10 protein-coding genes are annotated in these 12,792 nt (G+C 64.7%); 8 read left to right on the top strand and 2 right to left on the bottom strand.

Annotated features, from left to right (window positions below):
- The first annotated feature begins 2 nt into the window (after positions 1 to 2).
- The 5 genes from U741_RS20005 to U741_RS18455 all read left to right on the top strand — a co-directional run bounded on the left by U741_RS20005 (position 3) and on the right by U741_RS18455 (position 4,537).
- Complete coding sequence (locus tag U741_RS20005; protein ID WP_200872717.1) at positions 3 to 686, top strand: endonuclease domain-containing protein; 684 nt, start codon at positions 3 to 5, stop codon at positions 684 to 686.
- A gap of 1 nt (position 687) precedes the next feature.
- Positions 688 to 1,230 (top strand): acyl-CoA carboxylase biotin carboxyl carrier protein subunit, encoded by a 543-nt coding sequence (locus U741_RS0111715; protein WP_052378741.1) that lies wholly within the window; start codon positions 688 to 690, stop codon positions 1,228 to 1,230.
- Positions 1,231 to 1,306: 76 nt separating this feature from the next.
- Positions 1,307 to 2,914, top strand: a complete 1,608-nt coding sequence (locus U741_RS0111710) for an acyl-CoA carboxylase subunit beta (RefSeq protein ID WP_029890654.1) — start codon at positions 1,307 to 1,309, stop codon at positions 2,912 to 2,914.
- A gap of 2 nt (positions 2,915 to 2,916) precedes the next feature.
- Complete coding sequence (locus U741_RS0111705; protein WP_052378740.1) at positions 2,917 to 3,903, top strand: alpha/beta hydrolase; 987 nt, start codon at positions 2,917 to 2,919, stop codon at positions 3,901 to 3,903.
- A 253-nt stretch (positions 3,904 to 4,156) separates the two neighbouring features.
- The gene (locus U741_RS18455; protein ID WP_029890652.1) at positions 4,157 to 4,537 is read left to right on the top strand and encodes a hypothetical protein; all 381 of its coding nucleotides are present in this window, start codon (positions 4,157 to 4,159) and stop codon (positions 4,535 to 4,537) included.
- An 11-nt stretch (positions 4,538 to 4,548) separates the two neighbouring features.
- Here U741_RS18455 and U741_RS0111690 read toward each other — a convergent pair whose 3' ends face one another.
- Positions 4,549 to 5,577 (bottom strand): TerC family protein, encoded by a 1,029-nt coding sequence (locus tag U741_RS0111690; RefSeq protein WP_043110271.1) that lies wholly within the window; start codon positions 5,575 to 5,577, stop codon positions 4,549 to 4,551.
- A 242-nt stretch (positions 5,578 to 5,819) separates the two neighbouring features.
- The gene (locus tag U741_RS0111685; RefSeq protein WP_029890650.1) at positions 5,820 to 7,205 is read right to left on the bottom strand and encodes a WS/DGAT/MGAT family O-acyltransferase; all 1,386 of its coding nucleotides are present in this window, start codon (positions 7,203 to 7,205) and stop codon (positions 5,820 to 5,822) included.
- Between the two features lie 180 nt (positions 7,206 to 7,385).
- Here U741_RS0111685 and U741_RS18450 point away from each other — a divergent pair, with 180 nt between their 5' ends.
- The 3 genes from U741_RS18450 to U741_RS0111670 all read left to right on the top strand — a co-directional run bounded on the left by U741_RS18450 (position 7,386) and on the right by U741_RS0111670 (position 12,696).
- Positions 7,386 to 9,290, top strand: coding sequence for a DUF1302 domain-containing protein (locus U741_RS18450; RefSeq protein ID WP_161776192.1), 1,905 nt, complete (start codon positions 7,386 to 7,388; stop codon positions 9,288 to 9,290).
- A 12-nt stretch (positions 9,291 to 9,302) separates the two neighbouring features.
- The gene (locus tag U741_RS0111675) at positions 9,303 to 10,268 is read left to right on the top strand and encodes a flavin reductase (RefSeq protein WP_029890648.1); all 966 of its coding nucleotides are present in this window, start codon (positions 9,303 to 9,305) and stop codon (positions 10,266 to 10,268) included.
- A 415-nt stretch (positions 10,269 to 10,683) separates the two neighbouring features.
- Complete coding sequence (locus U741_RS0111670; RefSeq protein ID WP_052378736.1) at positions 10,684 to 12,696, top strand: beta-glucosidase; 2,013 nt, start codon at positions 10,684 to 10,686, stop codon at positions 12,694 to 12,696.
- The last annotated feature ends 96 nt before the right edge of the window (positions 12,697 to 12,792 follow it).

The raw sequence follows: 12,792 nt of genomic DNA, 5'->3' as shown, positions 1-12,792 counted from the left end.
GCGTGGTCGCTCGACCCAACACGCCCGCTGCGCGGGCGCCCTCTCCCTCGGTCCCTCTCCCGCCTGCGGGAGAGGGAAGAAAGGAGGACGCCGCGTCGGTTGTTTCCCCTCGCCCGCTTGCGGGAGAGGGTGGTCCGAAGGACCGGGAGAGGGCTGCGCCAAAGGCGCGGAAGCGCGTCACGCTCAAGAGAGCAAAAGCCCTCAGGACGCAACAGACCGACGCCGAGCACCGTCTCTGGCATCACCTGCGAGCCGGTCGATTCCTCGGCCTCAAGTTCAAGCGCCAACAGCCCGTCGGGCCCTACATCGCTGACTTCATTTGCCTGGGCCATCGACTGATCATCGAGGCCGACGGCAGGCAGCACAACGCATCTCCGCGAGATGCCGCCCGAGATGCGTATCTGAAAGCGCAAGGATTCCGAGTGCTGCGCTTTTGGAACCACGACGTTCTAAAAGACACCGACGCGGTACTTGAAGCGATTCGCCTCGCTGTTTGCGAGGCGCCCTCTCCCTCGGTCCCTCTCCCGCAAGCGGGAGAGGGAGGAAAAGACTCAGCATCCTTTGTCAAAGATAACGCGCGTCAAAGCCCCTCTCCCGCAGGCGGGAGAGGGGTTGGGGAGAGGGCCGCGCCAAAGGCGCGGAAGCTGCCTTCGCATCATGTGACGTCACCCGATTCCGGAGCCTGACATGCAACACGCCTTCACCTTCAACGACGCCGCCCACCCGCTCGCCCTGTCGCGCTCGGCCACGGCCTATCGACTGCATGTCGGCGGTCAGACGCTAGCCATTGATCTTGCCGACGGCGCCGACGGCACCACCTGGCTGACGCTGGGTGGCCACCGGATTCCGGTGATGATTGCCAGCCGCGGCGACGAGGTGTTCATCCATCTCGACGGCGAGGCGTACGCGCTGCGCTATCAGCACCCCCTGGACCGGCTAGCGGCACAGGCAGGCGGTGCCGCCGAGGACCGGATGACGGCGCCCATGCCGGGCAGCATCGTCAGTGTTTCGGTGAAAGCCGGTGATGCCGTGATCAAGGGCCAGAGTCTGCTGGTGATGGAGAGCATGAAGATGGAAACCACGCTCACCGCGCCACGCGACGGGGTCATTGCCGAGATCACCTATCAGCCTGGCCAGACCTTCGAGCGCGATGTCCTGTTGCTGAGTCTGGAACCCGCTGACGCGGCCCTCTCCCCCAACCCCTCTCCCGCTGGCGGGAGAGGGGCTTAAGCGCCGCGCCCTCTTGTCTCCCTCTCCCGCAGGCGGGAGAGGGCTGGGGAGAGGGCCGGCGAAGCCGGAACACACCATGAAACGCATCGAATCCAAACTCAACACCGCATCGGCCGAGTTCCAGGCCAATGCCGAACACAACCGCAAACTGGCCGCGGCCTTCAAGGAAAAACAGCGCGCGGTGCGCGATGACCGGCCACAGCGCGACATCGACCGCCTGCGCGCGCAGAACAAGCTGCTGATCCGCGAACGCCTGAAGCTGTTGCTGGACCCCGGCACGCCGTTTCTGGAGTTTTCCTCGCTGGCCGCCAATGAGGCCTATGGCGGTGAGGTCCCCGGCGCCGCCTGCGTGACCGGTATCGGCATCGTGTCCGGCCGTGAAGTGGTGATCAACGCGGGTGACGCGTCGGTGAAAGGCGGCGCCTGGTACCCGTTGACCGTCAAGAAGACGGTGCGTGCGCTCGACATTGCCATCGAAAACCGCCTGCCGGTGGTGCACCTGTGCGACTCCGCCGGGGGCTTTCTGCCGCTGCAGGCCGACCTGTTCGCCGACAAGTACATGGCCGGTCGCATCTTCCGCAACCAGTGCATGCTGTCGAAAATGGGCATCCAGCAGGTGTCGGTGGTGCTGGGCCATTGCACAGCGGGTGGCGCGTACGTGCCGGCGTTGTCGGACTACAACGTGATCGTGCGCGGCACCGGCGCCATCTTCCTCGCCGGGCCGCCGTTGGTGAAAGCCGCCACCGGTGAAGAAAACACCGTCGATGAGCTGGGCGGGGCCGACATGCACACCTCGGTGTCGGGCACGGCGGACTACCCGGCGGGTTCAGAAGAAGAGGCCATCGCCATCGCGCGGGACATCGTGGCGCAGTTCAAGCGGCCGCAAAAAGCGCACACCGAATGGCAGCCGCCGGAAGCTCCGTACTACCCGACCGATGAGCTTTACGGCGTGCTTCCGCGCGACATCAAGGCGCAGTTCGACATGAAGGAAGTGATCGCCCGCCTCGTCGATGGCTCGCGCTTTCACGAATATCAGCCCAACTACGGCAAGACGCTGATCTGCGGTTACGCGCATCTGTGGGGCTACAAGATCGGCATCCTGGCGAACAACGGCGTGCTGTTCAACGAGTCCAGCCTCAAGGGCGCGCACTTCATCGAGCTGTGCAACCAGGCCCGCACCCCTATCGTGTTCTTGCAGAACATTACCGGCTTCATGGTGGGGCGCGACTACGAGCGGCGCGGCATCACCAAGGACGGCGCCAAAATGATTATGGCGGTGTCGAACTGCGAAGTGCCCAAGTTCACGGTGATGTGCCACGGCAGTTTCGGCGCGGGCAACTACGGCATGAGCGGCCGCGCCTTCGACTCGCGTTTTCTGTACTCGTGGCCGCAGTCGCAAACCTCGGTGATGGGCGCCGAGCAGGCCGCCAACGTGCTGGCCGACGTGAAGATTCGTCAGCTCGCCAAGCAGGGCAAGCAGCTCACCCCGGCCGACATCGACGCCATTCGCGATCCGGTGCTGGGCGAGTTCAAGCGCAAGCAGAGCGCGTACTACACGACGTCGGAAATATGGGACGACGGCATGCTCGACCCGGTGGATACCCGTAACGCGCTGGGCATGTCGATCTCGGCAGCGCTCAACACGCCCATAGGCGACCCACGCTACGGCGTGTTCCGGATGTGATCATGAGCACCGACCCCGTCGTCTACCGCGACATCCCCATCAGCCGTCGCAGCCGCGTCATCACCCGGCTGCTCAAGTGGTTTCTCAAACCCTGGCTGGCGCGGGTGATTCGGGGGTCGGATGAAAAGATTGCGCGTATTCAGTTGCGGATGATGCGCATGCACTGCCCCAACCGGCACGGTCTGCCGCTGGCCTACACCGTGGTGGGCCGCGTGCCGGGACATGTTTTTGGCGATCTGGGTGACACCACCAAACCCGTGTTGCTGTGGCTGCACGGCGGTGCGTTCATCCTGCCCGCTTCGCCGGCTGCGCACTTGGAGATGGTCGCAAGACTGGCGTCACGCGTCGGCGCGCATGGCTTTCTGCCCGACTACCGCCTGGCGCCGCGCAACAAGTTTCCTGCTGCATTGGACGACTGCGAACGTGCCTATGAAGCGTTGCTCGACCTGGGCTTTACCGGCGCGCAGATCGTGCTGGGCGGCGACTCGGCGGGCGGCAATCTCACGCTGGGGTTGCTGCAACGCATCCGCACGCGCGGCTGGCCCATGCCGGCCTGCGTGTTGCCCGTTTCTCCGGTGACCGAAATGGGCCGCATTCATTCCCCGCCCTCACGGCCGAAAAAAATGCATCGTGATCCGCTGCTGCCCATCGCGGCACTGCAGCGGGTTGATCAGCTGTATGCCGGGGACTGGGACGCCTCCGACCCCGAACTGTCACCGCTGTACGCCGACTGCCGGGGTTTTCCGCCGATGTATCTGCTGGCCAGCGACAGCGAGGTGCTGCTGGACGACACCGTGCTGTTTGCGCAGCGCGCGCATGCAGCAGGCGTGAACGTTCGCTGCGACATCTGGCCGGTACTGCCGCACGCCTTTCCGCTGTTCGGGCTGGTGTATCGCGAGGTGGCCACCGCGCACGACGACATGCTGGCGTTCATGCAGCATCATCTGACAGCCGTTCCGGCGCACGCATCAGGAGCACTGGCCGCATGACCCTCAAACCCGTTCAACACGCGCTACTGATGGGCGCGCTCCTTGGGCTCAGCGCCTGCGGCGACAGCAGCAGCGTCGACGGTTTTGCCGCCGAGCCGCCAACAACCCCCTGAATCTGGTCACCGAGCTGGAGCTGCCAGGGCTGGGCATTCCCGGCGCGCTGTTCCAGTTCAAGACCGACTCGCAGTTCATCGCGGCGCTGAACACCGGGGACGAGACCCCGGGCAGCATCGACTACACCAGCCTTTACACCGTGTTCGATGAGCTGGTGCAGCCGGCGCAACCGGTGGCCACGGCCGCGCTGGACGTCGGCCAGAACAACCCGCGCGTCACCAACCTGCTGCTGCAAGACCTGTGTCCGGGGCGCTTCGTCGATCACTTCACCATTGGCCTCACCGACCGGCTGACTTTTGACCTGGTGCTGGACGCCATCTCCAACCCGGGCCCGGCCAACATCGAGCGCGCCGGGGGTGCTTCGGGCCTGTGCGGGCTGCTGCCGATCATTCCCGACCAGATCATCTCGCCGATGGCAGCAACGGCGGTGATCAGCATTCTTCAGCAGTCGGCCGCAGCCGGGCTGCCGAATATTGAGCTGCTCAATGAAGAGCCGCCTTTGAAGGCGTATGCGCAGTAGCACCCGCGCGCTTACGCCTGCGGCGGTTGATCGTCGGCTTTGCCGCTGCCCGTGAACGGGTAACCGCCGCGCAGCTTGCCGTCGCCCCTGGGCGGGATCAGCAGTGACAATGTCATCGTCGCGCCGAGCACCAGAACCGTGGCGGCGAGCGACCACAGCACCGGAATCTTGTAGACATCGATGAGCAGCATCTTGCTGCCGATCAGCGCCAGCACGATGGCCAGCCCGTAGGGCAGCAGGTGGAAACGCTCGTGCATGCCGGCGAGCAGAAAGTACATCGCGCGCAGACCAAGAATCGCGAAGACATTGGAGGTCAGCACGATGAAGGGATCGGTGGTGATGGCAAAGATCGCCGGGATCGAGTCCACCGCGAAGACCACGTCGACAATGCCGATCAGGAGCACCACCAGCAACAGCGGGGTGGCGACCTTGACGCCATCAATTCTGGTGAAGAAGCGCTCGCCATCGTAGTCAGGCGACACGCGCATGCGCCGGCGCATCCATTGCAGCGCCGGGTTGTTGTCGAGGTCTGGCTCCTGGCCTGCCGCCCACCACATCTTCACCCCGGTGAACAGCAGGAAGGCGCCAAAGACGTAGAGAATCCAGTGGAACTGGGCGATCAGCCAGGCGCCGACCAGAATCAGTGCACCGCGCAGGACCAAGGCGCCAAGGATGCCGATCATCAACACCCGCTTCTGAAACGCGGGCGGCACCGCGAAGTAGGTGAACAACATCAGAAACACGAAGATGTTGTCGACGGCCAGCGCCTTTTCCACCAGGTAGCCGGTGACAAACTCCAGCGCCTTGGCGTTGGCCAGTTCGCGCGCCGCGAGGTCCTCCCCCATGCCGCCCAACCGCCACCACAACAGGCCAACAAAGACGAAGCTGACAGCCACCCAGACCAGCGACCACAACCCCGCCTCGCGCATCGACACGCGGTGCGCGCCTTGGCGGTTGAGCAGGAAAAAGTCGACCAGCAAGGCAAGCACGACAAAGGCCGCAAAGCCAGACCAGAGCAGGGGGGTGCCAACAGAGAGCATGGAAATTTCCCGGGAAGATGGACAGGGTGAATAGACACACCATTCCGGTCTTGCCACCCAAGCAACAAGCTTGGTCCGCGATGCCGGGGGCCCGCGAAGGCCCCGTGTTGACGACACCGCAGGCGCCCGATGGGCGTCGGCTACTCCCCGTAAGGAGCACGCAGTAGACGCGCATCGCGCGACGGCGTCAATCGCCGGCAGACAGACGGGACTCGGCGCAGGACCCCCGGCAGGAATCGCCGTCAGCGTTTGGCTTTCAGGACCCCAAACGCCCACTCAACCTCGTCCATGGACTCGGCCGTGTACACCGCCAACCGCTGCAAGCGCGGCAGGGCGTTGCGGCAACCCAAAAACCCGACGGCCACATGGTCGCAATAACCAACGAGCGTGATGTTGAGCGCGTAGCCGTCGAACAGGAACGACACCGGGTACATCGCCTCAAGCCGCGCGCCCATCAGGTACAGCGGGGTTTTCGACAACACCACGTTGGACACCACCATGTTGAAGATGGGCGGCAGCCTGGGCAGCACGCCAATCATCTGGCCCAGCATCAGCGGTGAGATGCCGAGCAGCGCCAGTTGGTTGAGCGCGGTGTGCGACATCTGGCTCATCTCGGTCTTGGCGCGCTGGGTCACGCGGTGAATCAGGGCCACCCGTTCTTTCGGGTCGGCCAGATGGGTGCCCAGCGGGCAGACGAAGCCGGCCACCGCGTTCCCTGGCTTGCCGTCTTGTCGCGACAGCGCCATCGGTACCGAGCCGAGCAAAGAATGCTCAGGCAGGGCGTTGAGCTCACTCAGGTAGCGCCGCAATGCCCCGCCGCAGACAGCTAGCAGCACGTCATTGACCGAGGCATCGGCTGCCGCCGCCACCGCGCGCAGTCGCGGCAGGCTGAGGCGCTGCGTGCCAAGGCGGCGCTGAGGAGAGACGGCCACATTCAAGATGCTGCGCGTCGTGCTCAGCGAGCCGCGTGCGGGGCTGTCGTCGCCCTTGAGCATGCGCGTCACGCCGCGCGCCAGATCGCCGAGTGAACGCACCTGTTCCCCAGCCAGACGTATCGGCGCTTTCAAGCGTTGCCAGCGCGGCGCGTTGGCGACGGCGGTGGGTGCCGAGACCTTCTGCCCCAGCACCCACGGGCCATCGGCGCGGGTGTCGTGGGGGTTGCTCGACAGCCAGCGCTGCACCATGCGCATCGCGCCCACGCCATCAATGGCGCAGTGGTGGGCCTTGAAATAGATCGCAAAGCCGCCGCCCTCCAGCCCCTCGATCACGTGCGCCTCCCACAGCGGTCGCGACAGGTCCAGCGGGTGCGAATGCAAACGCGCCACCAACACGCCCAACTCCTTCTCGCCACCCGGATACGGCAAGGCCGAATGGCGCAGGTGGTAGTCCATATCGACTTTGGCCGCCACCCAGCGCGGGCGCAAGGCCGAGGCCGTGGGGCGTGCCAGCTTCCAGCCAAAGGGTTCGGGTAAAAACGGATGTTCGCCCATGCGCGCAAGCAGGCGCTGCAAAAAATCGGGCGGTGCATTCGGCGGTGGCACAAAGCGCATCAGTGCGCCGACATGCATCGGTGACCGTGACGATTCCATGCGCAGAAATGCCGCATCGACAGGGTTCAAATGGTGCATGTTGTGCTCTCCGAATTCTGCGCCCGTACGCTCTGACACGGCGCGCCTTATTGTTCAGCAGTGTGTGCGCGGCAAGGCCCCACTTCCTAGTCAATACGGGTGATGCAGCGGCATCGACCGCTCCCTAGCGTATCGGTCACAACAAGATATGAGGGGAGTCTCATGCATCAGCCGTCCGTTATGCCCCGCTGTAAGCGCCCTGCCCGGCTTGCAGCCATTCCTGCGGCTGCAGCGCTGTTGACCGCGCTGATGGCCGCCGGGCCCGCGGCCGCGCAAACCCAGCTTTTCGGCTTCGATGTTGACTACCAACTGCAGGGGTCTTACCTGTTGGGCATTCGCGCCGACGACCAGGACCAGCGGCTGATCAACTCGCCGCCCAGCCCCGAGATTCCGCTGCCGGATTTCTTGAAACTGCCGGAGTCGAACAACTTTGACGATGGCAACCGCAACTTTGACCAGGGCTCCATCGTCAACAACCGCGCCACGCTGCTGGGCGAGATTCAGTTTGACCAGGATCACTGGGGCTTTCTGGTGCGTGGCGACGCGTTTTACGATCAGGCGTACATCGACACCAACGACAATCGCTCGCCCGACACCATCAACAAAAGCGACGGCCCGTCCAACAAATTCAGCGGTGCCGCCAAGAGCTTCACCGGCCGTCGCGGGCGTCTGCTCGACGCCTACGTTTACGGCAACTGGCTTTACGACAACGGCATGTCGCTGAACCTGCGCGTCGGTCGCCACATTGCCGCCTGGGGCGAGAGCCTTTTCTTCTCGGGCGTGGCACTGGCGCAAGCGCCAGCCGACGCGTCCAAAGCCAACCTTGCAGGCGCCGACGTCAAGAGCATTCTGTTGCCGGTCAACCAGATATCGCTGCGCTTTGGGCTGAACGACAAGCTCACCCTGTTGGGTCAGTACAAGCTCGAACACAAGCCCACCGAGGTCAATGCCGTCGGTGAGTACTACTCGTTTGCTGATGTCGTGGGGCCGGGCGCGGAGTTCATTTACGGCATCAAGAACCCGCTGTTTTTGTCAAACCTTTCCGATCCCAACCTGCTGTCGTCCGATCTGCCGGAAACGCTGCAACTGATCGTCGACCTGTTGGCGCCCGACCTGCCCACGGGCGACGCCACCGACTTGCTGAGCGGCCTTCTCAGCGGCCTGGACCCGCTGCTGCCCGACGTGAACTTGCCGCTGCAAGGCATCGACCAACCCGGCACGCCGCGCAACATCAACGTGCAGCGCGCCGCCGACATCAACCCCAGCGACTTCGGCCAGTACGGACTGGGCGTGTCGTACCAGGTGACGCCAAACACCAACGTTGGCCTGTATCGCCTGCGGTATCACAACACCAACCCGGCGCCGATCCAGAACTACGGATTCGCCCTGCTGTTGCCCGGCGCGGGCGGGCTGCCGCCCGTCACCACCGAGGCCTTTGGACTGCAGGTTCCCGTCACTTACAACATCACCTATTTCCAGGGCATCGACATGACGGCGGGCAGCTTTTCGACCACCTTCCTCGGCGCCAACGTCGGCGGCGAAGTGATCTACCGCGAGGGCGTCGACGTGCTGGTTGATGTCGACGGCGGCCTGCTCGGCCCGGTGCCGACCCCCACCCGTGCCGACACCGCGCAAGTGCTGCTGTCCGGTTTGTACCTGTTCACTCCGCGATTCTTCTGGGACCAATTGGTCATCGTGGCCGAGGCCGGCTATCTGAATGTGATGGACATTACCGAGGCTTGCGGCCCCACCAGTTGCTCCACCGAACTGACCAATGACCGTGAAGCCTGGGGCTATTCGATGCTGGCGATTGCCGATGTCCGCAACGTGTTTTCCGGCTGGGACCTGCAGATTCCGGTGAACGCGGCGGTCGGCGTTCATGGCACCGCATCGCAGCCCGGTGCGTTCGGCGCACTGACCGGAGAAGGCGACACCCGCCTCGGCATCGGTTTCAACTTCACCCGCCTGCAGCGGCTGACCCTGGGGGTAACCTTCAGCGGCTTCCTCGGCGGCGGCAGCCTCGACAAGCGACCGCTTGCCGACCGCTCCAACGTCTCCTTCACCGTGCGCTATCCGTTTTTCTGAGGACGCATCCTCATGGGCAATACCGCCGCGTTTGACGCCACCGAGTTCCGCCGCGCGCTGGGCAGCTTTGCCACCGGCGTGACCATCATCACCACCCGCGACATGCAGGGTGAGCCGGTTGGCCTGACGGTGAACAGCTTCAGCTCGGTGTCGTTGAACCCGCCGCTGGTGTTGTGGAGCCTGGCCAACAACGCCCTCAGCCTGCCGGCGTTTCGCAACAACGGACACTGGGCGGTGCACGTGCTGGCCAGTGATCAGGAAGACCTGTCGGGCCGTTTTGCCCGGCGCGGCGAGAACAAGTTTGCCGGGCTGGACTTCGATGAAGGCGAAGGTGGCGTGCCCTTGCTGCGCGGCTGCATGGCGCGCTTCCAATGTCGCACCGCCACGCTGTACGAGGGCGGCGATCACCTGATCTTCATTGGCGAAGTGCTGTCGTTTGATCGCGATGACGCGGCGCCACTGGTGTTTCACGGTGGGGGCTACGCCCACGCAACCCAGCGCGATCCAGCACACACTTCACCAAAGAGCGCCTGGCTGGATGGCAGCTTCAGCGGCGACTTTTTGGGCTACCTGCTGGGCCGCAGCCACTTCCGCTTTTACGCGCAGATTCGGCCGCTGCTGGAACAGGCCGGCCTGAGCGATGAAGAGTTCTACGTGCTGTCGGCCCTCACCCTGAAACAACGCATGGCCATCAATGACCTTGATGCCGGCATGGCCGGGGTGCTGGACGACGGCAGCCGTGATGCCCTGGCATCGCTGGTGGCGCGCGGTCTCGCACGCAGCGTGCCCGAAGGCTACGAACTGAGCGACGCCGGCCGCGACTGCGCGCTGCGACTTATCTCAGCCGCCACTGCGGTGGAGTCACAGGTGCTGGAACGGCTGGGGCCGGGCGATGCGCAGGTGCTCAAGTCATTGCTCAACCGTTTACTGACCGTGATCGATCCCGGCGCAGCGGCGTTGTGGGATGGCGCGCCGTAAAAGCCAGTCGTTGGCGCTCCTGCCTGCGGGAGAGGAAAAAGAGTGTCCTGATATGGCGATCTCCAATCTCAGCCGTAGTCCACGTTCTCTCGCTCACCTGCCGCCACAAAGCCCCTCTCCCGCAAGCGGGAGAGGGTGGCCCCCGGCGCTTCATCGGGGGTCGGGAGAGGGCGCGCCATCGGCGCGGCGCCGTTCGCCTCAGCAAGCCGAGTCCAGATCGGGCACACCCCCTTTACCCGTCGCGCGCACCTCCGCCCTCGCCGCCCTGCTTACCGTTGCGCTCCTCGCCGCCTGTTCCAGCAGCGATCCCATCGCGCCGGCCACAGGCAGCAACAATCCGCCTGTTGCACAAGCCGCCATCTGCATCGACCAGCCCTGGTGCGACACCACCCTGAGCCCGGCGGCCCGCACGCAGATGCTGCTGGCGGAAATGACCCTGGACGAAAAAATATCCCTGCTCGCCGGTGATGACCCGTTCGGCTCGGTCACCGGCGAACCCGCCGTGGGCACCAGCGATGGCGTGCCGCGCGTCGGCATTCCACGCATGTTGTATTCCGATGGTCCGGTCGGGCCGCGCAAGGGCCAGGCCACGCAACATCCCGCGCCTGCCCTGCTGGCATCCACCTTCAATGAGGACCTGGCCTACCGCAGTGGCCGCGCCATCGGTAACGAGGTACGGCTCAAGGGGGCCGACGTGGTGCACGGCCCTACCATCGACATCCTGCGCACACCGCTGGCGGGTCGCAGCTTCGAGTCCTACGGCGAAGACCCGTGGCTCACCACGCGGCTGGGCGTGGCGTGGATCAAGGGTGCGCAATCCGAAGGCGTCATCGCCAACGTCAAGCACTTTGTTGCCAACAATCAGGAAGGCCAGTTCGGCATTCCGCCGCTCACCGGGCTCATCGGCAGCCGCTTCATCGTCAACGCGGTGATCGACGACCGCACCCTGCGCGAGGTTCATCTGGCACCGTTTGAAGCGGCGGTGATCGAGGCTGATGCCGGCAGCGTCATGTGTGCCTACAACCGCGTGAACAGTCGGCCCGCGTGCTCCAGCCCGGAGCTGCTCACCGACATTCTGCGCGGCGAATGGGGCTTCGACGGCTACGTGCTCACCGACTACTTCTTCGCCCAGAAGGACACGGTGCAGGCCCTGAATGCCGGCATGGACCTTGAGATGCCGGTGCCGCTGTTCTACGCGCCCCTCACCATACGGCTCAACGTGCTGGCCGGGCGGGTGTCGGAAGCGCTGATCGACGAACGGGTCGGCAACGTGCTGCGCACCATGTTCCGCTTCGGCATCTTCGACCGCGCCGCGTTTGAAGAGCGCGACGATCTCATCGATCAGCCTGGGCATGCCGCGCTGGTGCAGGAAGTGGCCGAGGCCGGCATCGTGCTGCTGCGCAACAACGGCGTGCTACCACTGGACGCCGCAACGCTATCGCGCATCGCCGTCATCGGCGAGTCGGCAGACCGCATCGTCAGCGGGGGTGGTTCGTCCTCGGTGCAGCCCTTCTCGGTCACCACGCCGCTGCAGGGCATCACCGCCCGCGCGGGCAGCGGCGTGCAGATCGATCATCACGACGGCGGCAACCTGGCCGATGCCGCAGCGCTGGCCCGCAATGCCGATGTGGCGTTGGTGTTCGTGGCAGTGGAATCAACCGAGGGCGTGGACCGGCCCTGCCTCGCCATCTCTTGCCCCTTGAGTGGCGACAATCAGGATGCCTTGATTGCGGCCGTCGCCGACGCCAACCCGAACACCGTCGTCATCATGCAGGCCGGCACGCCGGTGCTCACCCCGTGGCGACACGATTTGGCGGCATTGCTTCAGGCGTGGTTTCCGGGCCAGGAAGGCGGCACCGCCATCGCCCGTATCCTGTTTGGCGATGTTGATCCGGGCGGCCGCCTCAGCGCCACCTTCCCCGACAGTGCCGACCAGCTCCCCACCGCCGGCAGCGTCATCGCCTACCCCGGCCTGATCATCCGCGCCGAATACCGCGAAGGCGTGCTCGTGGGGTATCGCTGGTACGACCACAACCAGCTTGAACCGGCCTACCCCTTCGGCCACGGTCTGTCGTACACCACGTTTGAATACAGCAACCTTCGCATCGAAGGCGACACCGTGCGCGCCACCCTGCGCAACACAGGCAGTCGCCCCGGCCGCACCGTGGCCCAGCTTTACCTGGGCCTGCCCTCACCCGCCGCAGGTATCGTTCAGCCGCCGTGGCAACTGCGCGGATATCAGCGCGTCACCCTCGCCCCCGGCACCAGTGCCGACGTGGTCATTACCCTGCCACCCCGCGCCTTTGAATATTGGGATTTCGGCAGCAACGCATGGCGTACGGCGCCGGGTACCTACCGGGTGGCCGTTGGGGAGTCGTCGCGTGACCTGCGCCTGACCGGTGAATTGCAGCGGGGAGCGAATCCCTGACGCTGGGCGCAAGCTAATGACCCGCAGCGCGGAGGAGAGCACGACGCGACTTGCGATGAACCATCCCACTGCCAGCTCTTTGGCATTGACCTGAAA

Source organism: Polycyclovorans algicola TG408 (assembly GCF_000711245.1).
Classification (GTDB): domain Bacteria; phylum Pseudomonadota; class Gammaproteobacteria; order Nevskiales; family Nevskiaceae; genus Polycyclovorans; species Polycyclovorans algicola.
Note: the sequence above shows the minus strand (reverse complement) of the source record. Positions and strands in the feature narration are given on the sequence as shown.

Coding starts and splice junctions, on each gene's coding strand:
- U741_RS0111675 (WP_029890648.1), top strand. CDS start 9,303: ATGGGCAATACCGCCGCGTTTGACGCCACCGAGTTCCGCCGCGCGCTG.
- U741_RS0111670 (WP_052378736.1), top strand. CDS start 10,684: ATGCTGCTGGCGGAAATGACCCTGGACGAAAAAATATCCCTGCTCGCC.
- U741_RS0111685 (WP_029890650.1), bottom strand. CDS start 7,205: ATGCACCATTTGAACCCTGTCGATGCGGCATTTCTGCGCATGGAATCG.
- U741_RS0111690 (WP_043110271.1), bottom strand. CDS start 5,577: ATGCTCTCTGTTGGCACCCCCCTGCTCTGGTCTGGCTTTGCGGCCTTT.
- U741_RS0111705 (WP_052378740.1), top strand. CDS start 2,917: ATGAGCACCGACCCCGTCGTCTACCGCGACATCCCCATCAGCCGTCGC.
- U741_RS18450 (WP_161776192.1), top strand. CDS start 7,386: ATGCCCCGCTGTAAGCGCCCTGCCCGGCTTGCAGCCATTCCTGCGGCT.
- U741_RS0111710 (WP_029890654.1), top strand. CDS start 1,307: ATGAAACGCATCGAATCCAAACTCAACACCGCATCGGCCGAGTTCCAG.
- U741_RS0111715 (WP_052378741.1), top strand. CDS start 688: ATGCAACACGCCTTCACCTTCAACGACGCCGCCCACCCGCTCGCCCTG.